At 37.3% G+C, this 24,359-nt stretch carries 18 protein-coding genes and 1 pseudogene; 10 read left to right on the top strand and 9 right to left on the bottom strand.

Going from position 1 to position 24,359, the window contains the following annotated elements:
* Positions 1-57: 57 nt before the first annotated feature.
* On the bottom strand, positions 58-1,914 hold the full coding sequence (locus tag PLANO_RS07560; RefSeq protein WP_081976684.1) for a copper-translocating P-type ATPase: 1,857 nt from the start codon (positions 1,912-1,914) through the stop codon (positions 58-60).
* A 238-nt stretch (positions 1,915-2,152) separates the two neighbouring features.
* Positions 2,153-3,061: a F510_1955 family glycosylhydrolase gene (locus PLANO_RS07555; protein ID WP_038703862.1), complete on the bottom strand. Its 909-nt coding sequence runs from the start codon at positions 3,059-3,061 to the stop codon at positions 2,153-2,155.
* Positions 3,062-3,246: 185 nt separating this feature from the next.
* Here PLANO_RS07555 and PLANO_RS07550 point away from each other — a divergent pair, with 185 nt between their 5' ends.
* On the top strand, positions 3,247-4,749 hold the full coding sequence (locus tag PLANO_RS07550; RefSeq protein WP_038703861.1) for a multicopper oxidase family protein: 1,503 nt from the start codon (positions 3,247-3,249) through the stop codon (positions 4,747-4,749).
* A gap of 77 nt (positions 4,750-4,826) precedes the next feature.
* Here PLANO_RS07550 and PLANO_RS07545 read toward each other — a convergent pair whose 3' ends face one another.
* The gene (locus tag PLANO_RS07545; RefSeq protein ID WP_038703860.1) at positions 4,827-6,119 is read right to left on the bottom strand and encodes an APC family permease; all 1,293 of its coding nucleotides are present in this window, start codon (positions 6,117-6,119) and stop codon (positions 4,827-4,829) included.
* A 271-nt stretch (positions 6,120-6,390) separates the two neighbouring features.
* Here PLANO_RS07545 and PLANO_RS07540 point away from each other — a divergent pair.
* Positions 6,391-7,125, top strand: a pseudogene (locus tag PLANO_RS07540) (DsbA family protein); the annotation flags it as partial.
* 58 nt (positions 7,126-7,183) lie between these two features.
* On the opposite strand, the gene PLANO_RS07535 reads toward PLANO_RS07540, so the two are convergent.
* Both PLANO_RS07535 and PLANO_RS07530 read right to left on the bottom strand, forming a co-directional pair.
* Positions 7,184-7,720 carry a dihydrofolate reductase family protein gene (locus tag PLANO_RS07535; RefSeq protein ID WP_038703859.1) on the bottom strand — a complete coding sequence of 179 codons (537 nt, stop codon included), beginning with the start codon at positions 7,718-7,720 and terminating at the stop codon, positions 7,184-7,186.
* A 208-nt stretch (positions 7,721-7,928) separates the two neighbouring features.
* Entirely contained in the window at positions 7,929-9,356 is a 1,428-nt protein-coding gene (locus tag PLANO_RS07530; RefSeq protein ID WP_038703858.1) for a GntP family permease, read from the bottom strand.
* Positions 9,357-9,723: 367 nt separating this feature from the next.
* On the opposite strand from PLANO_RS07530, the gene PLANO_RS07525 reads away from it, so the two are divergent.
* The 5 genes from PLANO_RS07525 (at position 9,724) to PLANO_RS07505 (ending at position 13,691) form a co-directional block, all read left to right on the top strand.
* Positions 9,724-11,007, top strand: coding sequence for a GntP family permease (locus PLANO_RS07525; RefSeq protein WP_038703857.1), 1,284 nt, complete (start codon positions 9,724-9,726; stop codon positions 11,005-11,007).
* A gap of 41 nt (positions 11,008-11,048) precedes the next feature.
* Positions 11,049-11,825 (top strand): 3-hydroxybutyrate dehydrogenase, encoded by a 777-nt coding sequence (locus PLANO_RS07520; RefSeq protein WP_038703856.1) that lies wholly within the window; start codon positions 11,049-11,051, stop codon positions 11,823-11,825.
* 261 nt (positions 11,826-12,086) lie between these two features.
* Entirely contained in the window at positions 12,087-12,512 is a 426-nt protein-coding gene (locus tag PLANO_RS07515; RefSeq protein WP_038703855.1) for a DMT family transporter, read from the top strand.
* 13 nt (positions 12,513-12,525) lie between these two features.
* Positions 12,526-13,194 (top strand): Crp/Fnr family transcriptional regulator, encoded by a 669-nt coding sequence (locus PLANO_RS07510; protein WP_038703854.1) that lies wholly within the window; start codon positions 12,526-12,528, stop codon positions 13,192-13,194.
* A gap of 11 nt (positions 13,195-13,205) precedes the next feature.
* On the top strand, positions 13,206-13,691 hold the full coding sequence (locus PLANO_RS07505; RefSeq protein WP_038703853.1) for a DMT family transporter: 486 nt from the start codon (positions 13,206-13,208) through the stop codon (positions 13,689-13,691).
* Positions 13,692-13,785: 94 nt separating this feature from the next.
* Here the strand turns inward: PLANO_RS07505 and PLANO_RS07500 are convergent, their stop codons facing one another.
* The gene (locus PLANO_RS07500; RefSeq protein ID WP_038703852.1) at positions 13,786-14,385 is read right to left on the bottom strand and encodes a class I SAM-dependent methyltransferase; all 600 of its coding nucleotides are present in this window, start codon (positions 14,383-14,385) and stop codon (positions 13,786-13,788) included.
* Positions 14,386-14,534: 149 nt separating this feature from the next.
* On the opposite strand from PLANO_RS07500, the gene PLANO_RS07495 reads away from it, so the two are divergent.
* Together PLANO_RS07495 and PLANO_RS07490 are read left to right on the top strand one after the other, a co-directional pair.
* A complete protein-coding gene (locus PLANO_RS07495; protein ID WP_038703851.1) occupies positions 14,535-15,155 on the top strand; it encodes a hypothetical protein in 621 nt (206 codons plus the stop codon).
* Entirely contained in the window at positions 15,152-15,706 is a 555-nt protein-coding gene (locus tag PLANO_RS07490) for a peroxiredoxin family protein (protein ID WP_038703850.1), read from the top strand. Before PLANO_RS07495 ends, PLANO_RS07490 begins: the two co-directional genes overlap by 4 nt.
* Before the next feature lie 95 nt (positions 15,707-15,801).
* Here PLANO_RS07490 and PLANO_RS07485 read toward each other — a convergent pair whose 3' ends face one another.
* Positions 15,802-17,607 carry a M3 family oligoendopeptidase gene (locus PLANO_RS07485; RefSeq protein WP_038703849.1) on the bottom strand — a complete coding sequence of 602 codons (1,806 nt, stop codon included), beginning with the start codon at positions 17,605-17,607 and terminating at the stop codon, positions 15,802-15,804.
* A 1,059-nt stretch (positions 17,608-18,666) separates the two neighbouring features.
* Here PLANO_RS07485 and PLANO_RS07475 point away from each other — a divergent pair.
* Entirely contained in the window at positions 18,667-19,902 is a 1,236-nt protein-coding gene (locus PLANO_RS07475; protein ID WP_038703847.1) for an MFS transporter, read from the top strand.
* A 388-nt stretch (positions 19,903-20,290) separates the two neighbouring features.
* Here PLANO_RS07475 and PLANO_RS07470 read toward each other — a convergent pair whose 3' ends face one another.
* Complete coding sequence (locus PLANO_RS07470) at positions 20,291-21,931, bottom strand: thiamine pyrophosphate-binding protein (RefSeq protein WP_038703845.1); 1,641 nt, start codon at positions 21,929-21,931, stop codon at positions 20,291-20,293.
* A gap of 1,415 nt (positions 21,932-23,346) precedes the next feature.
* A complete protein-coding gene (gene lepB, locus PLANO_RS07465; RefSeq protein ID WP_038703844.1) occupies positions 23,347-24,081 on the bottom strand; it encodes a signal peptidase I in 735 nt (244 codons plus the stop codon).
* Between the last annotated feature and the right edge of the window lie 278 nt (positions 24,082-24,359).

Below are 24,359 nucleotides of genomic sequence, written 5' to 3'. Positions count from 1 at the left end.
TTTCAAAACAAAAACGATCCTCCATTAAATTAGTAATAAGGGGATCGCCTTTTCTTATTAAGCTTTTAATAACTTCGCATTAATGGCAACAATGATCGTACTTAAGCTCATTAAAACTGCACCTACCGCAGGACTGACAATTATTCCCCAAGGTGCTAATACACCGGCAGCTAATGGAATAGCAAATATATTATAGCCTGTTGCCCACCACAAATTCTGAACCATTTTTCGATACGTTTTTTGAGATAAGTCGATTAAGTCGACAACATCATTAGGATTGCTTCGAACCAAAACGACATCTGCTGTTTCCATTGCTACATCTGTTCCAGCGCCTATTGCAATTCCTAAGTGTGCTGTTGCTAATGCCGGTGCATCATTGACACCGTCCCCAGTCATGGCGACTTTCCAACCTTTTTCTTTTAATTTTTTAATTTGGTTTGCCTTATCATCCGGTAACACTTCGGCGTATACTTCATCAATGCCGAGCTGTTCAGCTACCCAATTGGCAACTTTTTGATTGTCCCCTGTCAACATAATTGAATGAATTCCTAGTTCTTTTAAAGCAGATACGGCTTCTTTAGCAGTTTCTCGAACGATATCAGCGAGTGCAATCATACCAGCGAGTTGATCTTCGACTAACACAAACACAACTGTCTTTCCTTCTTCTGATAACTCACTAAACTGAGTTTGATCAAAGCTGAGCTTGTTATCGTTAACAAACCTTGGACTTACTACATTTATTTTCTGTCCATCTACTATTCCTTGAATGCCTTTTCCAGTAATCGATTCAAATTCTGTTACTTTTTTGAGCTCAAGCCCTCGCTTTTTCGAAGATTTTACAATACCAGTTGCAATGGGATGCTCTGAATTTTGCTCTATTGCAGCAGCAACCTGCAAAACCTCATCTTTTGTGTAATCGCCACTAGGTATAATATTAGTAATGCCGAATTCGCCTTTTGTTAATGTGCCTGTTTTATCAAACACCACTGCATTTAAATGACGAGCGTCCTCAAATCCGGCGCGATTTCGAATTAATAAGCCTTTTTTAGCAGAAATCGAAGTTGAAACAGCAACTACAAGTGGTGCTGCTAGACCTAATGCATGAGGACATGTAATAACCATTACGGTTACCATTCGTTCTACTGCCACATCTACTGTGTATCCGAGGAGTATCCAAACAGAAAACGTTACAAGACCTGCTACTATTGCTAAGTAAAATAACCACTTGGCTGCGCGATTCGTCAAATCTTGAGTTCTAGATTTGGACTCTTGCGCTTCTTTCACCATTTTAACGACTTGTGATAAATAAGAAGCTTCCCCTGTTTTTTCTACTTCAATGGTTAAAGAACCTTCATTATTTACTGAACCCCCTATAACTTGATCGCCTTCTTCTTTTTCTATAGGAAGCGATTCTCCAGTTAACATAGATTCATCAATTGTAGATTTGCCTTCAATAATCAAACCATCTACCGGAATTTTTTCGCCGGGTTTTACTAATAAACGATCGTTGTTTTGAACTTCAGCTAGTGGCACATCATGAACTTCGTTATTTTCGTCTAACTTATGTGCTTCACTTGGCATGAGTTGAATTAATTCCTCTAAAGCATTGGATGCTCCCATAATGGAACGCATTTCAATCCAGTGACCTAGTAACATAATGACAACTAATGTTGCCAACTCCCAGAACAATTGATTGCCGTCCCAACCAAAGACAACCATCGTGCTATAACCGTAGGCAATTGTAATAGCTAAAGCGATTAACGTCATCATACCAGGATTTTTATCCTTTAGTTCTCTAATTCCTCCAGTTAAGAACGGCCATCCACCATAAAAGAAAACAATTGTTGATAAGACAAATAAAATATACATGTCATTATCAAAGCGCAAATCGAGTCCTAAAAAATGTTGAATCATTGGTGATAACGCTAAAATTGGTAAAGTTAAAATCAATGATATAAAAAAACGTTTTTTAAAATCTGCCACCATATCTCCGTGACCCCCGTGACCTTGGTGATCGTGATTTGAATGATTTGCATTGTTTTTATCATGCGCGTGTTCTGGTGACTGTTTTTCATGATTATGATGTGAGTTTTTAGCGTTCACCTTAACCACTCCTTTTTATTGGCTTCTCCTTGCCTATAAACGTTTTATGTTAATCTACTTTGCCTTCTTGAAGTAAAGGCAACCACGTACTCCCATTATCTTGTGTAAAAAAAACTTCTCCTTGCATTGTATATATCCCGATTTCCTTTTTATTAGCAGGATTTTGAGAAATAAAAGCTACTGCATCTTGCGTAAGATTTGGCAAACTGACTTTTTCTTCTCCTTTAGTTGATACGGTATATTTAGTCAACATTGCACTTTTTCCGGAGCTTGCATAAAACAATTCGTTTTCATTAAAGAAAATAGCTGTTCCCGTTTCATTATCATCTGTAATCCGTTCAAACTGTACGCCGCCATTTTCTGATATATATATTCCCTTAGATGTAGCTGCCGCAACAATGTTGGAATCGGTGGGATGTAAAGCAAGTGCTGAAACTTCTCCTTCTAAACCAGTACCTTTTGCATTCTCCCATTGTTCGTCCTCTCTCGAGAGTTTGTAAAATCCAGCGTCTAATTCAGTGTTCGCTTCTGGATTTAACAAGAAAATGTCTTGGCTAATATATCCTACAGCCATCGTATGAAAATCCGTTTCCCCTTCGAACGCAATATGTTCCAGAGATTTTCCGCCATCTAAACTTTTTTGAATCCCAAGTGGATTTGGAATATTTGAGTCAGCACTCGGGTGTCCCGATGTGTAAAATCCTTGGTCTATTGCGTTAAAACCCATATAATCAAAAAAATTATCAGAAATGGCAAACCATTCACCTTCACGGTAAATTTTCAATCCTGTATGGGCCGCAAAATACAAACCACCATCATTTCCAGCGTAGCCTATTCCATGAACATGATTGAGTTCGCCACTATACGGAATTTCTTTTTTTAGATCTGAACTATCATTACAGCCCATCAAAATTAATGTACTAAAAACAATTATCCAGCCTAATTTCTTAAATATCATGGTTCTCCCTCTTTCTAGACGATCAGTTCTCATTTAAGTGTAAAGGAAAGGTTTTGATTTTTTGTGCAGATTCACGGCTTTTTAAAGCCAGTCTAAAAAGCCATATGAACGCCACTAATCCTGCACGGGTTATGCATATATTTTAGATAAAGTATAAATAGAAACGAAAGAAAGAAGGGTTTACGATGAAGCGAAAAAATGGAGCGATAAGTCTATTGCTTTTTTTAGCAATAATTCTATCTGCTTGTTCTAGTAATAATGGGGGCATGAACTCAAATATGATGAGTGAAGAAGATGCTGACCAAGGTATGGGTGGAACGAACCAAGGAGGTATGGGATCAATGATGGATCATGGAAATGTACCTTCCCTTACTTCTTCCGAAGGATTAAATGATTTGGCAATCCCTCCATTACTCGAAAAGCAAAAAGATCAAGATTACGATTATGAAGTTGTTGCACAAGAAGGAACTACTGAATTTTTTAAAGGAGTTTCAACAGAAACATATGGATATAACGGTAACTTACTTGGCCCTACACTTAAAATAGAAGAAGGAAAAAAGGTTGATGTTAAAATTACCAATGATTTAAGTGAACCTACTACATTTCATTGGCACGGCCTTGAAGTGGCTAGTGAAATTGATGGTGGCCCTAGTGATGAAATCCAACCTGGTGAAAGTCGAATCGTCACATTAGAAGCTGACCAGCCTGCTGCAACGTTGTGGTACCATCCACACGTGCACGAAAAAACTGCTGAGCAAGTGTACAGAGGATTATCAGGTATGTTGCTTATCGATAGCTCTGATAAGAAAGATCCTATTATACCAAATGAATATGGAGTCAATGATATTCCACTGATTTTCCAAGACCGCCTTTTTGATGAAAACAAACAGTTGAATTACAAAAGATTAATGAATGAAGATGGCACATTAGGAGACGTTTCTATAGTTAATGGCACAGTGAATCCTAAACTAACGATTACGGAACCGATAATGCGTTTCCGTCTATTAAATGGATCGAATGCGCGTAACTACACATTCAGTTTGAGCAATGGCGCTAGCTTTACGCAAATTGCATCTGATGGCAGTTTGCTCGATGAACCCGTTGAGATTCAAGAATTAACATTGGCAGCATCAGAGCGTGCAGAGATTCTGATAGATTTTTCAAAACTAACAGCTGAAGAATCGCTCGCTATCATAAATGATGAAGGCGTTGAATTATTGCCATTTGATGTAGAGCTTGACGGTTCTACCGTAGATTCAACTGAAATGTGGACAACTGATGAGCCCTTCCTATCGCAAGAGGAACAAGAAATGCCGATTGAAAAAAACATTGAATTATTTGGCATGATGGATATGGTAACGATTAATGGTAAAAAGTTCGATGCCGATCGCATTGACTTACGCCAAGAACAAGGCGTGACCGAAGTGTGGGAAGTGTACAATAAAAAAGATATGATGGGTGGGATGATTCATCCGTTCCATGTTCACGGGACTCAATTTAAAGTTATTTCTCGTGATGGTAAAGAAGTGGCTCAAAGTGAGCAAGGTTTGAAAGACAGTGTATTAGTTAATCCCGGCGAAAAAGTAAAATTGCTCGTCACTTTTCCGGAAAAAGGTGTGTTCGTGTTTCATTGTCATATTTTAGAACACGAAGATAATGGCATGATGGGACAAATTGAAATCTATTAAAAATAAATAATAGCCCCAGAAAGTTAGTGTTTCTCCTAACTTTCTGGGGCTATTTATTTTTACAATACTTAAAAATCTTACGCTGTACGTTTTAAAAAGAAACGTTCACCTGCAAAGATTAACAAAATAAACACTAAGGAGACACCAACTACAAATAAGTCAGAGTTTATTTTCACCCATAGAAAGGCAGAGAGTATGACTGCATCTAATGTTAACGCGGTCAATACAATCACTTTATTGGCACTAACTTTTTCACGTAAATGCTTGAACACGCCCCAATGGATAATCATATCCATCACTAAGTATAAAATTGCACCCATTGAAGCAATTCGACTTAAATCAAAAAAGATGGTTAAGAACATTGCCAACACGATCGTGTAAACCAATGTGTGCTTTTGAATATCTCCAGGCATACCGAAATGTTTGTGAGGAATCAGTTTCATATCGGTCAACATCGCTAACATTCGAGATACCGCAAAGACACTTGCAATAATCCCAGAAATTGTTGCGATGATGGCAATGCCTACAGTAAACCAAAGTCCATAATCGCCAAATGCAGGTCTAGCTGCTTCAGCAAGTGCATAATCTTTTGTTTTAATAATTTGGTCCAACGGCAAATTGCTTGAAACTGACCATGCAATTAATAAATACACAAGCAAGCTGATTGAAATCGAAATCATAATGGCTCTGCCTACATTTTTCTTGGGCTTGGTTATTTCAGAACCACTATTTGTAATCGTGGTAAATCCTTTAAACGCTAAAATTGTTAACGCGACAGCAGCAATATAGCTTGCGACGGTAGGATCTACCGAATTGCCCCCACTTTCTGCAGGTGCGAAAGAAAACCCTACGACACTTAATCCGCCTATACCAAAAACAGCCAGCCCAGCAATTTTCAGTAGTGACGCCACGGATGTAAATGATTGAATAAAGTTATTGCCAGAAATATTAACTAGAAATGCGAAAGTTAGTAACCCAACCCCCAATAGTGGAACGAGATAGCTTGATTGATCCACATCAAAAAGTTGTAACGTATACGTACCAAATGTTCTGGCTACCAAACTTTGGTTAATGACCATTGAGATTGCCATTAATAATGCTGCTGCAGCTGTAATCGTGCCCTTACCATATGCTTTAACTAAAAACATGCCAATACCACCGGCCGATGGAAATTCATTGCTCAATTTAATATACGAATAAGCACTAAACGCTGTGACAAGCCCACCCGCAATAAATATTAACGGGAACCAAGCTCCTGCAAGTTGAGCGACTTGTCCAAGCAAGGCGAAAATTCCTGCGCTAATCATCACCCCAGTTCCTAAACCGACAGCCCCTGTTAAGGAAATACTGTTCTTCTTATAATCTGCCATTCTTTTTCCTCCAGTCTTTGTTCTAAACATGTTAATGCGACATATACCGTGTAATAAAATTTTCCCTGCTATAGTTTGTAATAAACAAGATTAAACAAACTCCTTAAAAACTGCACAAATAAAAGACAGCTAACGAAAATATTCGCTAGCTGCCCCTTTAGTTTACTTAGTTAATTTATTTCATAACTTCATTATACACTTGCCTTACTTTCATCTTTTTTACGTAATATGTGATGCTTAAGATACACAATCCGCTTATTATTACGGTGAGTATTTTGATTTTCAAACGGTTATGGGTGGGTTGCTTGAAAAATGGTACGCTGGACCGATCGACCCTGCTAATGGAATTTACAAACCAGCGGATGTTGCTGGCCATTGGAGAGAAGTTGGCGAACATTCAAGAATGCCGATTGACGGATCGCTAATGATCAATAATCCGGTACACTCATCTTATCCACCTTCTCGCGTGTTTCAAGTACTACAACAACAGTTTGGTAATGAAAAAGCCAACGAATATTTACGCCGTGCTCGCGAAGCGTTATTTGCATTCAACCAAAATATCTCAAAAGATGACGTTATGATTAAACTGTTGAATGATATGGGACTTGAAGGCGAATCGATTGTCAGCGCCGCAAACCAACCAGCTATGCGAAAATTATTAACTGATGATTTTGCTTTAGCAAGGAGTTTAGGTGCAAGAGGATTCCCTTCAATAATAATGGTAAATGCTAAAAATAGAGGAGTAAGAATTGTAGGAGGACAATCGTTTGAGAAATACGTCGACGGTTTAAAACAAGTGCTAAATTCTGTAACGCCTAGAGCAAAACAACCAGCACCACTCTCAGAAATACTGCAAAAAGAAAAATTATTGTTTTCTAAAGAAATTGAAGTGTTGTATGACGTAGAACAAGCGAACATCCAAAAATTTATAAACAAAGAACTCGCCCAAGTAGATTTTGAAACCAATAAACTTCTTAGTGAATTTTACTACATATTAGCAAAATGAAATTTAAAACGAAAAATGTTACCGGAGAGAAAATGTGTCATAACTTCTCTCCAATTTTTTATATTAGTCTTCGGCTATATATCAACATGCCGATACCATCTACAACAGTAGCACGATCAAGATGCAAATCAACTTTTTTATTGTTGCCTTTAAATAATGTCCGCCCACTTCCTAAAATGGTTGGAATAATGCCGATAATGTATTCATCTACAAGGTCCGCTTTAACAAAAGGTTCGGCAAGAATTCCTCCTCCATACAACCACATGTCTTTTCCTTTTAATTCTTTTAATGCCAAGACAACTTTACAAACATCGCCTTGAATAAATTCTACATTGTCTCTTTTCTCAAGCTCTCTAGTCGTTGCAACCAAGATTTTTTTGTCTTCGTATGTATCCAAATTTGTTAACACTACATCTTCATATGCTTTTGATCCCATAATGATAGTATCGATACTATCCATAAATTCGGCAAAATCAAAAACATCCTTTGTGTCATTTTTACTATCTCCATGACCAACAATCCAATCAAATCCACCATACTCGTCTGAAATGAAACCATCTAAACTAATAGCTAAATTTAAAATTAACTTTCTCACTTAAAGCACTCCCATCGATTTCCCACTAATGACTTCGTTCTAAACGAGTATTAGCTTTTGTAAGCTTGTCCATTAGTAATTCAATTACTTTCTAATTATTCCTCCCTCTATTTTAACTTAAATACTTACTTTAAAGTTCCATCTTCAAGAGACGATAAAAAGCTGCCAAATCTTATAGAACTTGGCAGCTTTTTAGTTAGTGACTAGTTTAGACAATACCAAACAATGTATAGATGATAATGACCACAAAAACAGCTAAAGTTTTGATCAACGTGATGACAAAAATATCACCGTAAGATTGTTTATGCGTCAGTCCAGTGACCGCTAGCAACGTTATAACTGCGCCGTTATGCGGCAAAGTATCCATTCCGCCTGATGCCATTGCGACAACGCGGTGCATAACTTCTGGCGGGATGTTAGCCGCAGCTATGGCTTTATTGAATTGATCGCCCATCGCACTTAACGCAATCCCCATTCCACCTGAAGCAGATCCTGTGATACCCGCGAGCGCACTCGTAGTAACCGCACCATTAACCAGTGGATTAGTGAAAGTTCCTGAAATACTGTCACTGATCTTCGCGAAACCAGGAAGTGCTGCAATGATGCCGCCAAATCCATATTCAGATGCCGTATTCATTACAGCTAATAATGATCCATTGATGCTCGTATTAAGACCATCTTTCATATTTACCATAACTCGCTTCCAATCGAATAGAAGCGCTGCAAGAATCCCTGCGACTAAGGCAATTTCTACAGCCCATATAGCAACATTTGATGCGACATCTATCGAGTAGTTATCAAGCCCTAAAGCCGCAAAGTCAAAACCATCCGGATACCAGCCTGGAATTGCTCGAACCAAATAACTATTCATTACAGCTACTAAAACCAGTGGAACAAAAGCGAAAATCTGTCGAATTATAGAGTTGTCAGAAGATAACTCTAAGATAGAATCGTCTTCTGAATCTAATGTGCTGATAGAAGCATTATCAGAAAATCCGCTATAGCCTTCCCCCCTTTTTTTTGCCTGTCTGCGTCTGAATTCCAAATATGATAAGCCGGTAAACAATACAACTGCGCCGCCAATAATTCCTAGAATTGGTGCAGCATAGATGTCTGTACCAAAAAACGAAGTTGGGATGACATTTTGAATTTGAGGCGTTCCCGGTAGTGCATCCATCGTAAACGTGAACGCTCCGAGTGCAATCGTAGCGGGCATAAGCCTTTTTGGAATATCTGCTTGTTTAAACAATTGCACCGCAAACGGATAAATTGCGAAAACCGCAACAAATAAACTAACACCGCTATACGTCAAAATCGCTCCTAAAATGATAATGGCAAGCATCGCTTGCTTTGCCCCAATAAAACGCACAATTGTTTTCGCAATTGATTCTGCTATACCTGACATTTCGATAATTTTACCAAATATAGCACCTAGTAAAAATACTGGGAAGTATAGTTTGATAAAACCGACCATTTTATCCATGAAAATGCCTGAATAAAACGGCAAAATATTTGCTGGATCAATCAAGAAAACTGCTAATAAAGCACATAGTGGCGCAAACAATATCACCGAAAATCCTTTATAAGCCACAAACATTAACAAACCTAGCGCTAATAAAATAATAAATAAATCCATTAGTTTTCCTCCAATTCTTTTCTTAAGTGGCGAAAGATTGCAGCATGAATTGTAAAATTATCAAATGCAATTGGAAATTCATTTTAAATAATTTCACTTTTTGCACATTTAATAATTTCAAAATAACATTAAAATAAAATATGCTTTTCACAATCATATTAATAAAAATTTTCGCAATCAATCATACTTGTAGAAGCTTAATTAAATAGCAACAATAACAAAATTACAAGAAAAAATGTAAATATCGCAATTGTTTTTTATTTTCATAACTAAACTTTATTTATTTCAATATATCTTTATTCGTGTATAATCAATTCTTGTTTCTACAAAAATATTAGATTCACAGATTAGAAAGAGGAGAGAACATATGTTAAGCATTCTTATCGGATTGATCCTATTAATGGCACTTGCCTACTTAGGGTGGTCTATTATATGGGTGGCTCCGTTAGCGGCAGGAGTCGTAGCACTTTTAAGCGGACTAGACGTTTACTCAACATATACAGATACGTATATGAACGGTTTAGTAAGTTTTGTACAAAAATGGTTTCCGATCTTCTTGCTAGGTGCAATATTTGGTAAATTGATGGAGGAAACGGGGGCAGCGAGAGCTGTAGCTAAAAAAGTTACACAATTGATTGGTGGTAAACGCGCAATTTTGGGCGTACTGATTGCATCAGCATTGTTAACATATGGTGGCGTTAGTTTATTCGTTGTCGTTTTTGCAGTATATCCAATCGCACTTGAACTGTTTAGAGAAGCAAACGTTACACGCAAACTTTTAGTACCAACTTTCGCACTCGGAGCATTCACATTTACGATGACTTCGATGCCTGGTACACCGCAGATTCAAAACTTAATACCGATTGCTTACTACAATACAACCCCAATGGCGGGACCAGTAATTGGTATCGTTACTACTTTAATCATGGCAGTTGGCGGTTATGCTTGGTTAGCTTATCGTGAGAAGAAGCTTTCAGCTAAAGGTGAAGGTTTTACAATGCGCGAAAAAGCTGGCGCATCTAAAGCTGATGAAAGTTCTACACCCAATTGGATTTCATCGATTGTTCCTCTAACTGTTGTTGTTATCCTTTTGAACATTGTAAAACTTGAGCCAATTTATGCGCTAATGCTAGGAATTGTCAGCATTATGTTGATCAATGTACAAGATTATAAGAAGTTTATCTTTTCGATTAATGAAGGTGCAAAAGGTTCGGTAATGGCTATCTTAAATACTAGTGCAGCAGTTGGTTTTGGAGCCGTAATTGCTATTGTCCCTGCCTTTGACAATATTACAGAATGGCTACTTAATGTATCCGACAACCCTTTGGTTGCACAATCGTTAGCGATTCAAGTAATGGCGATGATTACAGGTTCAGCTTCTGGTGGAATGGGAATTGCGCTTAGTACACTCGGCGATACGTTTTATAATTTGTCGCAAACTACTGGTATTAATCCAGAAGTTTTCCACCGCATGGCTTCTGTTGCAGCGGGCGCATCTATTTTGCCAAACAATGGCGCCCTTTTAACTCTGCTAGCTGTAACGGGTCTAACTCATAAAGAAACTTATAAAGACGTTTTCGTTGTAGCATTAATCATCCCAACAATCGCTGTAATCGTCGGCATTATTATGGGTGGAATTGGCTTAGTATAACCACTTAAAAAATTACATTAAATTATATGGAGGAATTTATCATGGTAGAACAAAAAGTCGTAATTATTACAGGATCCGCTCGCGGTATCGGTTTTGAAATTGGTAAGCATTTTGCAGAAAGCGGAGCAAAAGTAGTTTTATCGGATATCAATGAAGAGGTTTTACAAGAATCTGCACAATCTCTAAGAAACGACGGCTTTGAAGCAATTGGTATTAAAGCAGATGTAACAAGTGAACCTGAACTCCAAAACTTAGTTGCAGAAACTAAAAAAACTTATGGCCGAGTCGATATTGTTATTAACAACGCTGGTTTACAACACGTGTCACCTATCGAGGAATTTCCTACAGCTAAATATGAATTGATGCTAAAAATCATGCTAACTGCTCCCTTTATTTTAACAAAAACAGTTTTCCCGATTATGAAAGAGCAAGGGTTTGGGCGCATTATCAACATCTCTTCAATCAATGGTTTGATCGGATTTGCTGGAAAAGCTGCTTACAACAGCGCCAAACACGGCGTCATTGGTTTGACAAAAGTTGCTGCTTTAGAAGGAGCAGAACATGGCATTACAGTAAACGCAATTGCACCTGGTTATGTCGACACACCTTTAGTACGCGGTCAAATGGCTGACTTAGCTAAATCGCGTAATGTTCCTATCGAAAAAGTACTTGCAGAAGTTCTATTACCGCTCGTGCCTCAAAAACGGTTACTTGACGTTGCTGAAATTGCAGATGCCGCTTTATACTTGGCAAGCAACAAAGCGAAAAGCATCACTGGTCAAACAATTGTCATCGATGGCGGTTACACAGCACAATAACTCTATAAACCAAAAGGCGCGATGGACTTCAGCTAAAAAGCTGATGCCCATCGCGCCTTTATTATAGGAACAATTAGTAAAACTAAAAGTCATTTAATCTGCTTATCGTAAAAGACGGAAGCTAAACCAAATAATGATGAAACTCTTTTTTCAATGCTACTGGACAAGCAATAACAATAAGGGAATAATAATGGGACATATGTCCTTTCGGTACTTTTATACTGCTTGTACAGTTAATAGAATATAAGGAGTGTGAATTGAATGAAGGGCATAGTTTTTGCATTAGCAGGAGGATTTTTTCTGACGTTTCAAAGTGTCGCAAACGCTGCCATCAGTTCGCAAATCGGCACATGGCAAGCTGCAACCATGACTCAATTTTCTGGTTTTATCTTAGCATTGGCAATCGTCTTGGTGCTAAAAGATCGGTCGTATCAACAGCTGACACAGGTCTCTCCCCTTTATGCATCAGGCGGTGTGCTAGCAGCAATCGTTCTGTTCAGTAACATGACAGCGGTTCACCGTATGGGCGTGACACTGACGATTGGCGTTTTTTTAATTGCACAACTGATCGCAGCTGTGCTGATCGACTCTAAAGGTTGGCTGGATATGCCAAAAAAGACCATTGGCCGCCATCACATCCTCGGTGTTGCCCTGATGATTGCAGGCGTTATTGTCTTGAAATGGTAAAGGAGTGTCTACTTTGAAAAAAGAAACCGTTTTAAGTTACCTTAAGCAATATAGCTTGAGCACAATGTTCCCTGAGCGCGTACAACAAGCCATGCAATTGGAAACTTACACAGGTGGAAGCCTTTTGTTTTCACAAGGTGAGAAATCCGATACGCTGTATTTGCTAGTTGAAGGAAAATTAAAAGTGTCAAGGTTATCGCCGGAAGGCAAAAGACTTATATTGGCGTTTAAATCTCCCTTTGACTTTGTTGGAGATATTGAATATATCCGAAAATCTACGCTGATTAATACAGTTGAAGCCGTTTCCACAACAACAGTTATTCGCATTCCGTATGAGGCACTAGAGAATAACATGACGAACAACACGAAATGGCTACAATTTTTGTTAGAGACGATTACCCACAAATTCGAGCTTAAATCGCATGCCATGAATTTTAGTTTGTTGTATGCAGTCGATGTTCGGGTGGCCAGTTACTTATTGGCAATGACGCCAGATGATACCGCGCTCGACTCTACTTTACTCGTAGACATGGCAGATTTAATCGGCACAAGCTACCGGCATTTGAATCGTGTGCTAAAGAAGTTTGAAGAACAGGGATGGATTTTGAAAAAACGCGGAAAAATAACGATAATAAACCGTGACTCCATGCTAAAACAGTTTGGCAACAACATTTACGAATAGGAGGAACTTTAATGGCAATCGGCATACTGCTAGCTTTTATAGGTGGCGCATTTGTGTGCGTCCAAAACACCTTTAATGCAAACGTCAAAAAAAGGGTAAGTGTCTGGTCGACGACAGCTCTTGTTCTTCTTCTTGGCTTTGTCGCTTCATTTTTAGCAGGACTCGTTTTCGAAGGTGAGACTCTTTTCCATTTCCAGGCTGAGCCATGGTTTTGGTTCAGTGGCTTTATCGGCGTCGGCGTTGTTGCTTCCATTACGCAAGGCGTCCAAAAATTGGGACCCAGTGCAGCCATCTCACTAGTCATGATCTCGCAGATATTCTTTGGGCTTGTGTGGGATACGCTTGGTTGGTTCGGCCTTGAAAAAGTTCCTTTCACTTGGCAGTCTCTTGTTGCACTTGTATTAATTGCAGGTGGCGCATTACTGTTCCAACTTGGACCTAAATCAACAACTTACTGCACCACTTCTTCTGGTATTAAACAAACGAGCCGTGTATAAAATTACATCAATACTTTCGTATTTTTCAACTAAGTAGAGAAAACCCCAACAACCTGAACTTATCAGGATTGTTGGGGTTTTCTCTTTTTTCTACTTAAACCGGCTTTTGAACAGCCAGTTGAATTACATGAGACAAGCCATTATGTAAAGTTCCTTCGTTTCTAATGACTTCCCCAGTGAAAAAATGAACGATTCGGTAGTCAGTAAATGCCGACAGAACTTCTTCGGGCCGATATAAGAGTTGTTCCGTTTTCGGTCCGCCTGTTCCATATTGCAGTTGATCAACAGAGTACACTTCCATCAAAAAATAACCACCTGGTTTTAACGCACGTCTTACCCCTTCAAATGTTTGCTGCTGGACCTCTTTTGGATAATGACCAAACACACAAATAATCTCGTCCCACTTGTTTTCTGGCCAAGTGGCTTGCGACAAATCTACCAGTTCGGTTGAGACTTTTACGGAACGATTTTTTGCAAGTTGTTTTGTTTTATCAAGGCCGCTTTGAGCAATATCCCAAGCAGTAACCTGCATTCCTCGTTCAGCAAGATACACCGCATTGCGCCCTTCCCCTTCTGCAATCGCAAGGGCATCCCCTGAAAGATTAAAGTTTGGATGGATTTTTTTGATGAATACGTTTGGTTCTATTCCGTACAAATATTCTTTAGTTTGAAAACGTTCATGCCAAGATGCCATACTCCTACCTCCTCATTTAGTATTGTTCTAATCCTGCTTGCCAATCAAAAAAGATGAAAAGATCGTACTTTTCGATATAATAAGAAATGTTGAGTATTATATGAACGGAGAGATTTTTTGATACATAAAACCAGATCGAACGTGCAACGATGAGTTACGTTCCAATATTCCACCTAACCGTACCATCAGTTTGGGTATCTGTCCTTATAGCAGCTGCATTAACAAGTTTTTTATTACGCGTTGCATTAAAAGAAAAAATGGGTGATTGGTTTTGGAATGCCGTGACGCTGTATATCCTCACCTGGAAACTAAGTTATATCCCGTTTAATTTCGAGAACTTTCTCGATATGCCCCTGTCTATACTTTACTTTAACGGAGGCTTATATGGCCACTTGCTAGGTGTCGTTCTCGTAATCGCTTATTTAGCTATCGCATTGAAGAAACACCCTAGTACAGCAAAACAAGCAGTTTTTTCTTGGTTGTTATTTTTCCTGTCATACCAAACTATATTGCAGATTTTCGAAAAAAATTTTCTAGAGGCAATTTTCCATAGTCTCTTATTGGTAGTAAGTGTATTGGCTATTCGCTATCTCGAAAAACGTGCGGATGTACCGACAGACTTGTTGCTTGCAACCTTATATGCATTGGAACTGCTAATTTTAAGCATATTTAGTCCCTTATTGTCATGGCAAAATGCAACATTAGCTGTTCTAGCAATTGTAACTATTTTCTTTTATAAAAGATTTGTACAGAAAGGACAGATTTCGTGATTAAAAAAATACTTTTTGCTGTTTTATTTCTTGCGGCTATTGCTATTATTGCAAACAACTTTATAGAAAAAGACTCTGAATCTACACAATCTAAAGTAGATTCAAATCAATCCGCTTCGACAGGACTAACACCTGGTGCAGAAGCTCCTGACTTTACGTTAACCGATCAAAATGGAGAAACAGTTCGCTTGTCTGATTACCGTGGAAAGAAAGTCATTCTTAATTTTTGGGCAACATGGTGCCCACCTTGTCGTGCAGAAATGCCGCATATGCAAGAGTTTCACGAAAACAATGTAGAAAGCGATGTCGAAATATTGGCCGTCAATTTAACCGCTCAAGATAAAGGTGATAAAGCAATCCGCTCTTTTATCGACGAATTTGATTTAACCTTCCAAATCCCTATGGACGAATCCGGAAGTGTTGCTCAGACTTATCAAGTTCGCACAGTCCCGACAACTTATATTTTGAATACGAAAGGCGAAATCGCACAGAAGATCGTCGGTCCTATGGATGAACAAATCATGATCGATCAGACAGAAAGCATCGATTAAATAACGTATTTTAAAATACCTTCTTCAGGTACAGTTTCTGCTGTACTTGAAGAAGGTGTTTTTCTAAGCCTTAGATTGTTAAGATTTTTTTAATCTCACATGCAATATTTCTCAGTTAGTCTCATATACTCGTCAATTGCGTCATTTAATGGTTGTTGAGCGGCATACCAAAATTCACTCTTGGATATGTCTACCTTCAAGAAAATTTCTGCGAGTTGTTCAATTGTCATACGTCCTGAGTTGCGTAATAGCTCATCATAACGTTCTTCAAAGCCATTGGGTTCTAAGTTTGCCATTTCATAAATGCCGTTGCTGAACAAATACCCGATTGTGTAAGGAATATTATAGAAGGGCTTTTCAGCATCGTAAAAATGACTCGTATACATCCATTTATAAAGTGCTAAATCTTCAATCTGTCCTTCGTAGAAGGAATTCTCCACGTCACTTAACAATTTTTTTATTTCAAGGACTGTTACTAGCCCTTGTTTTCTTTTTTCATAAAAAGCTTTTTCAAAACGAAACATATTCGGCACTGCCCCGACATACATAAGTCCATTTTTAATCTTAATTTCAAGAAGAGCTAGTTTGTCTTGTTCGTTGCTTGTTTGTTTAATCACTTCATCTAACACTAAATTCTCCATAAATGTGGAAGCCGTTTCAGCAACGCTAATGCCTTTTTGTTGGGCAAGTGCAGGTTCATCGTGAATAATGAAATTATGATAAGCATGACCCAGTTCATGAGCCAAAGTCAGCACATCTTGATATGTTTCTCGGTATGTTAAAAATATTCGACTTTCTTTTGTTTGTGGCATCGAAGCGCAAAATCCACCCTCCATTTTACGAGGTCGATTTTCACTTTCTATCCAGTCTTGCTCAAAAACCATTTCCGCAAAGCATCCTAACTTCTCACTAAACTGATAAAACTGTTTTAAAATGATTTCTTTCGCTTTGCAATATGGTATTTTTTCCACAGGCGCAAATAATGGGGTAACTAAATCAAACCAACTAGCCTTCTCAGTTTGGCTCAATTCAAGTTTGCGCTGAATATACGTTATATACTTTGTCTTATTCTTATCGATTGAAGAGATCGCCAAATAGAGTGTTTCTTCATTCATATCATTTTGCTCTACAGCTTCTTTCAACAAATTGGTCCATCCTCGTTGCTCATATATATCTAAACGTGATCCAGCAATACGATTGAATACCGAGGCAAAAACAACGGCTTCTGCTTCACAAACTTCATTTATTCCAAAAGCTGCCTGTTTTCTCAAAGAATCATTTTTTGAGTGAATTGCATAATTTAAAGCTTGACCAATGGACACAGACCTTGTCTCTCCATCCAATTCGAGCGGTACAGTTAACTTAGATAGCATAAGTTGGTGTTGCTGCTCCCACCCTTTCATACCGTTGATAGATAAAACATTAATTAACCTCTCCATCTCTGCGGGTAAACGGTCATTGGCATTGTTTTTTTGCTTTTCTAAGTAAAACGAAATGGGTTTTATATCTTCTAACTTAATAAGTTCGTTCCATATATGGTCCGGCAAAGATACGAGCAATTGAGTTAATTTTACCTTTACTGTTTCGATTTCCACCTTTATGCTATCACTTTTTTCAATAAGGTTTATTGCTGTGTTATCATCCACGTTCTCTGCGTAAACACACGCTAAGTATTCGTCGACTTCTTCCCACTCGCTTAAAATAGTTTGTAACTGTAGAATCATAGTAATAATTTGTTGCAAATTGTTATTTTCTTGTACTGATAGGTGTGCTTCTAGACTTTGATTTAATTCCTTTAAATTATCAATAAGACGATTCATAAGCCTAGTTAATTGTATAGATTGGCTTCCGCCATCAAATAGAGAATTTAGATTCCAATTTTGTGTTCTTAATTGATTCATAGTAAGTCTCCTCCAATTTCAATAATCATCCTAATAGCATAAGGACTCTATCGAGCTTGTTAAGTTTTTCGAGCATCCAAATCAGCAAGTTTTTAAGTCACTACTGTAAATTAACAGAAACTAATTCAGCTTTTTATAGAATAACATTAATTTCCATAAAATAAACAATAATTGCATACTTTATTCCTATAACAATGAAAAAAGAAGCTCATCTATAAGCTTCTTCCTTCAAATTCCTCTATTTAACTGATTATCTTGTTCTTATTCAATCCCTTTGCAAATCTTTAGTGCTGAAAAAAGGTAAACTATACCACAAATCAGCAAAACGATACCACAAATCAGCAAAACGATACCAGAACACATAAAAATTTGCCCCCATAACTCACCTTTTAATAATTAATTAAAGTTGTATGGGCTGACTCGACATAGCAAAATGGTTACGGACAGCAAAGTAATTATTTTTTCTTACTAGAAAAATAAAAATTGCTTACGGAATAAATAACAGATCCGCAAACTAAAATCCAAAATGAAGCATTAAACGCTGATAAGAAAAAGATCGAGTAAATGGCATGTCCGAAGAGAGCCCATCCATAAAATTCATGGCTTATTTTAATTGCCTTATCGGTCCCTTTATTTTGCTCTGCTGTTGGCTTTGCGTTTTTAAAAAACAAGTTAATCCCTCTTTTCAAGAATTTAAATAGGCAAATGCAGTAATTTCGAATGTCCTAACTTTCTATTCTAAAACGGTGATAAATAAGTATTCATGTTGTGAAAAGAAAATTCTTATTTTATAGTTAAATTCTCTAGTGTATTTTAATAAAACTGGCACTGTTCGCTTCGCGGATAATTTAAGTATTATTCAAATTTTTATGAGTACAAGCATTTGAATATTGAAAGTGCCTAGGCAACGTATTTCTTTAAAAATCTGTAATAGCCTCAGTGCTGCTAATCGACTCTATTTTGTACAAATGAATAACTCAATACTCATCTAAATAACTAATACTAAAAAATGATCAAAGAAAACAACCCTAGAAAAACCTATTGGTAAAGGTGGACTTTATGAAAACTGTAAAAATTGGTATAAAGGAAAATTTACTAAACTTCATCCTTTTAGTTGTAACAAATTTTTTTGTGGGATCTATGGTTGGCTTGGAAAGAACCATCCTCCCAATTATCGGTGAAAAAGATTTCGGGTTAGTCTCAACTAGCGCAGCCTTGTCTTTTATCATTAGTTTTGGATTCTCAAAAGCTATTGTAAACTATTTCGCAGGAACTATCGCCGATCGGTTTGGAAGAAAAAAGATCTTACTCGTTGGTTGGAGTGTGGGCTTATTAGTTCCTGTACTGGTGATCTTCGCAAGCGCATGGTGGATGATTGTCGTGGCAAATATTTTCTTAGGTATTAACCAAGGACTCACGTGGTCTATGACTGTAAATATGAAAATTGATTTAGCGAAACCTACTCAAAGAGGATTTGCTGTTGGGTTTAACGAATTTGCAGGCTATACCGGAGTGGCTACGATGGCAGCTGTTTCGGGCTTTGTCGCCTCAAGTTATTCGAATCGACCAGAACCTTTCTACATCGGAATTGTCATTGTCATAATTGGATTTGCATTGTCTCTAATCGTAAAAGATACACAGTCTCATATTAAATTACAGGCCAGTACTGCTACTGAAAATTCGATCTTTTCAGCAGCGGATGTCTTTAAAAATACGACTTATAAAAATAAAAATTTATCCATCCTTACCTTTTCAGGGCTGAGCACCAACTTGAAAGATGGTATGGCTTGGGGACTGTTTCCAATATTTTTTGCGAGTGTCGGACTGACCTTATCGCAAATTGGATTGTTGGTTGCTATTTATCTGGCTTCGTGGGGATTTTTTCAACTTTTCACAGGTGTTCTTAGCGATAAAATAGGTAGGAAGAAATTGATTGTTGGTGGCATGTGGTTACAAGCCATTTCACTGTGGTTAATTCTTCTAGTTGGTGAGTATCATCTGTGGATTATTGCAGCAGTCCTATTAGGGGTTGGAACTGCCATGGTTTATCCAACCTTGCAAGCTTCAATAAGCGATATCGCAGATCCGTCTTGGAGAGCTTCTTCAATGGGGGTTTATCGTTTTTGGAGAGATAGTGGATATGCCTTTGGTGCAATATTTGCTGGTTTACTAACAGATTTACTCAATGTAGATTGGGCTATCGGTTTAGTCGCCATTTTGCCACTGAGTGCTGGACTAATCGCAACTTTCCGGTTAAGTGAAACATTGCCTAGACTTATTAATAAAAATAGGTAAAAGAACAGGCTTATTATGTTGAGCTTATTTAGGGAATGAAAAAATTTAAAGTTGATTTTGTTTAGCGTAGCCTCTCGTTAGTCATCCTTTCGTAAAAAACGCAAATCGCATTTCTAGTAATCACTAACCAGCAATAATTAGGATTAATATAGTGAAAAAAGAACTCGGTTCACGTAGAATTGCTAAAAAGATTCCAACCATTGAATGATGAAGATTGTTGATACAAAATACTTATTTCCAAAGATTTGAATAGAACTTAATCCACATTAAGTTCTATTCAAATTCATTACACAAATAAGATTTCCTTCTATACACCAAAGCCTATATGCGTTCTTTTTTAAAAAACATTCATCATTTGATGATCCGTTCACTTATAACAACTTATACTCTATTTCCCAAAAGAAGAAAGAAACTTAACTCTATCTCCCATCGGTGGAATATTGTTATCGACCAGTGCGACTTCTAAAATTGCCGGGCCCTTTAGATAGGTCAACGCATTTAAGACATTTTGAGATAAGTCCTCGAAAGTATCTACGCGAAAATTTGGAATATTTAATGCTTCAGCCATTGCTGCAATATTTACTGGTTCTTGTTCAAAAGAAGGATGTGAACGCTTATATTGCAGCGTATGCCCTTGGTATACCATACCTAATCGCGCATTATTCATTACCACGAACAAAACTGGCAAATTATATTCTTTAGCCGTTAAGATCTCCATACCGTGCATAAAGAAACAGCCATCTCCTGTAATTGCAACTACAGGTCGATTAGGGTCAGCAAGCTTTGAACCGATTGCTGCGCTTAGTCCGCTTCCCATTGCACCAAAATGGACATTGATATCAAATGTGTCTTCCTCCATTACTTCCATGTCATGGATAACATAAGCCATAAACTCACCGATATCAATGGTATAGCGAGTAGAAGATGGCAAGAATTCTTGTAACTTCCGCAAGACATTTTTTGTGTTAAATTCTTCTTCAGTAGTAGTGGGTGACTCTTGTTTAATAGCTTTTATAGTTTTCGGTCGCTCTAAACCTCTTGCTTTAAGTTCTTCAATTAATTTAGTTAAACCCTCTGACATATCTCCATGTATCGGAATATCAACCGGATACTTACGGTTAAAAACGGTAGCATCAAAGTCAACTTGAATGACAAATCGGTCTTTTGACAGGTTTGGATTGTAATTGCTTGTCGCTGTTTCACCTAGACTTGATCCTAGTACAAGCAGTGTTTCTGCATCTCCCTCATTGACTAATGAAGACGTATCGTCTTTTCCGGCAAAACCAAATACGCCAGAAAAAAGTGGATGGTCTTCCCGGAATAACCCTTTAGCCACAGGTGTAGCAACAATAGGCCAATTAAGCAATTCTGCAAGTTCTAGTACTTGAGCTACCGAATTACGTACTCCCTGTCCCGCGAAGATAAAGCCCTTTTTCTTCTGCATCAAATGATCCGCTACTTGTTTGATTAATGTAAGGTCTATAGATGGATGACGCTCTATTTCTAGCTTTGGTATAGGAAGTTTTTCAACATTCCCCATTTGAACATCTATTGGCATCGCAACATGGACAGGGCCAGGTACACCTGAAAGGGCAATTTGTGTCGCTTTTACAATCTCATCCAATAAATTCGCTGAATCCAAAACCGTAACACTATACTTGGTGATTGGTTGAAAGAGTGCCTGAGCATCCAATTCTTGAGAAGCATTCAGCCCCATCGTACTTACCGGAACTGCCCCGGTAAGAAACAAAATCGGCAAATGCTCCCGCATCGCATTCGCAGCCCCTGTCAATAAATTAGTGCCTCCAGGACCACTACTACCGATACACACACTCAACTGCTGAGAATATTTTGCATACGATGCTGCCATATAAGAAGCAGCGCCTTCATGTTTTGTGACAATTGGTGTAATCTCAGGAAAGTCCAAAAGTTGGTCATAAAAAGCATTGACTGAACCTGCTGGTATTCCAAATACATACTTGACGCCATTATCCTCTAAAAATTCTAAAACATTACGAACTGCTTTCATACTTGACCCACTCTCCATAAATAGTGATAAATACTTTTTTTGTATCCTCCCACTTTTATCAGCTGATAAAAGCACTTCTCTTGGTTATAGTACTAATTTCTTTGAATAAAAAAAGGAATCATTTTTATTAAAGTAGTTACTAATAGGTGATTTCTTTTATCGAAACTATACAAACCTTAAAACTTACTAATTTAATCCCTGGTAAAAAATTCAATATAATTTTCATATTGAGATATTCTTGCCCATTTCATTTGTGCGACCTAAGTCGCTAAAAAATACTATTTAATAGTAAAATCAGTAGCGGCAACATCTCTCACTGACCCTGATCGTATTATTCGAAATGCTTAATCTACTATGTAATCACCTATCTTATGAAATTTTTCTAAATTTCAAAATTCTATTCATACAAAGTTTACCATAAGTTCCATTTGAGGAGTATACAGTTTAAAAAAGAAAGAATAGCAAATATTTTAACTTATGTTTATATTTTTTTAGAGAAAAAGAATTATCTTATGGAGCGTCTTTGCTACCGATAAACAGGCTACATATAAACTAGTTTTTTAACTTCATTACAAAATGTTGTTTTTCTTTTAGCACTCCAATTAACGCACACCCTACTCATAGAAAGAACTTTATAGTTTTATTTCTCTATCAAGTAGGAATCTCAACTTTATCGGCGCTTTTTTATCACGAATAATACGCTGTACATGATTTTTTAGAAAACGTATACGCCCCTTATCTAGGAGCCACGATAAAGGCAAACCAATCACAACATAAATAATAAAAAAATGTATGAAGCAAAAAGAAAATATTCTCCTGTATTGAAATAATATACATCAGGCTCTCTTTGTCACTGGAGTACATAATTGATTAAAGAAAGTCCGAGTGACACTATAGTTGTACTAATAACCATTGCCAAGAGTCTCTTTAACTTTCCACTAATTTATCTTTCCTAAGGTCTTCAGTTAACTATCTTTTCGTCTTCCTGAAGCGCAATTAATTAACAGTAGTATCTTCTTTTATATTTTCTTGTAGGACTCTCGATAATTCGGAATATGTAAACCTCTTCGTATGTTACCTCTCTTATTAAGAGTTAGACTTTTAAATATGACGAATTTCATTTCGTACCGAAATAGGTACAGTAGTACGACTGGTAAATTGTATGCTAAGATTATGGCTTTCAGCTACAAGACAAAAAATATATATTAAACACCAAATAGACCGTTAGATTGCACTCATTAAAATTTTAATAACAGAACTTTCAACTGACATATAATAATTATTGTAAGATGTTAAAATCCAGCAAAAACAACCATTAATCCAATTGTTAATTCTAATTTTTAATTTAAAAAAGCGAAATATGACAAAAAAATAGCACTGCCAGTTGGCAGCACTCATTTATACGTTGTTTGAACCTACTTTTTTGCATATCCTAAAACTTTCCCTTCAATATCTTTTATAGGTAATTCTCCAAATTCTCTACTGTCTATACCTCTCCACCACTGATCTACTAAAACAAAAACTGCTTCGTTTGATATTTTTACAGGTTCCATCGTGGTATTAAAATTCTCTTCTTTGGCATCCATATTCACCCAAGTTATACGTTCTTTTTCAGAAACTTTTACATCTGTTGTCCAAGTGCCGTCTTCAATATTTAGTTCTGCCATTTTGAAATACTCATCCTTTTCAAGCCCTTTATCTGTTGCAACGCCATAAAATGTATCAGTTTTTTTGTCATCCACATAAACCTGCCCCTTGCGTATTTCTACAGTTTCTCCAGGTAATCCCACTACTCTGGCAATATAGTATTCAGGTAATTGTGGGTTTTTGCTAATTGCAGATTCAGGTGTTTTATAATACACAATATCTCCGCGATTAGCTTCTTCATAACCGATTTCAACTACTAAACTGCTGTGAGTTAAAGTGTTATAATCGTGATTTCCCCGATCCATTGCATCCGATTCCCACTCAACTAACTTCGTATTCTCTTTGGCTACAACCATTTCAGTAGATGGTTTCGTTTGAACATCAGTCAAAACTTCAGGTCCAGCTGTTTCCGTTGCCACTGTTTTACTAGTGTCTTGTGTGCTTTCTTCCATCGAACAAGCGCTCAAAAATAGTACGATTCCTATCAACCATAACTTTTTCATCGCAATCTCCTCCTTATAATCATTATACCTAAAATCCCAAATTCCCCCTTAAAATTAAAGAATTTCTGTAAACTAATAAGGTAGACTTCAATTTAATTTATGTTATTCAAATACATTTATAAGTAAAAAACACCCTAACCGAAGAGGCTCTGTATTACCAGAATTTCTCACAAGTTAGGGTGCACTTTATTACGCATTTTTCTATTACAATTTTTATCGCATTTTAGAATCTTGCAATTGGAAATGGAACTTTTTACAATAAACGGCTTTCTCTCTTC

This window comes from Planococcus sp. PAMC 21323, assembly GCF_000785555.1.
Taxonomy (GTDB): Bacteria; Bacillota; Bacilli; order Bacillales_A; family Planococcaceae; genus Planococcus.
This window is presented reverse-complemented; position numbering and strand designations above follow the sequence as displayed.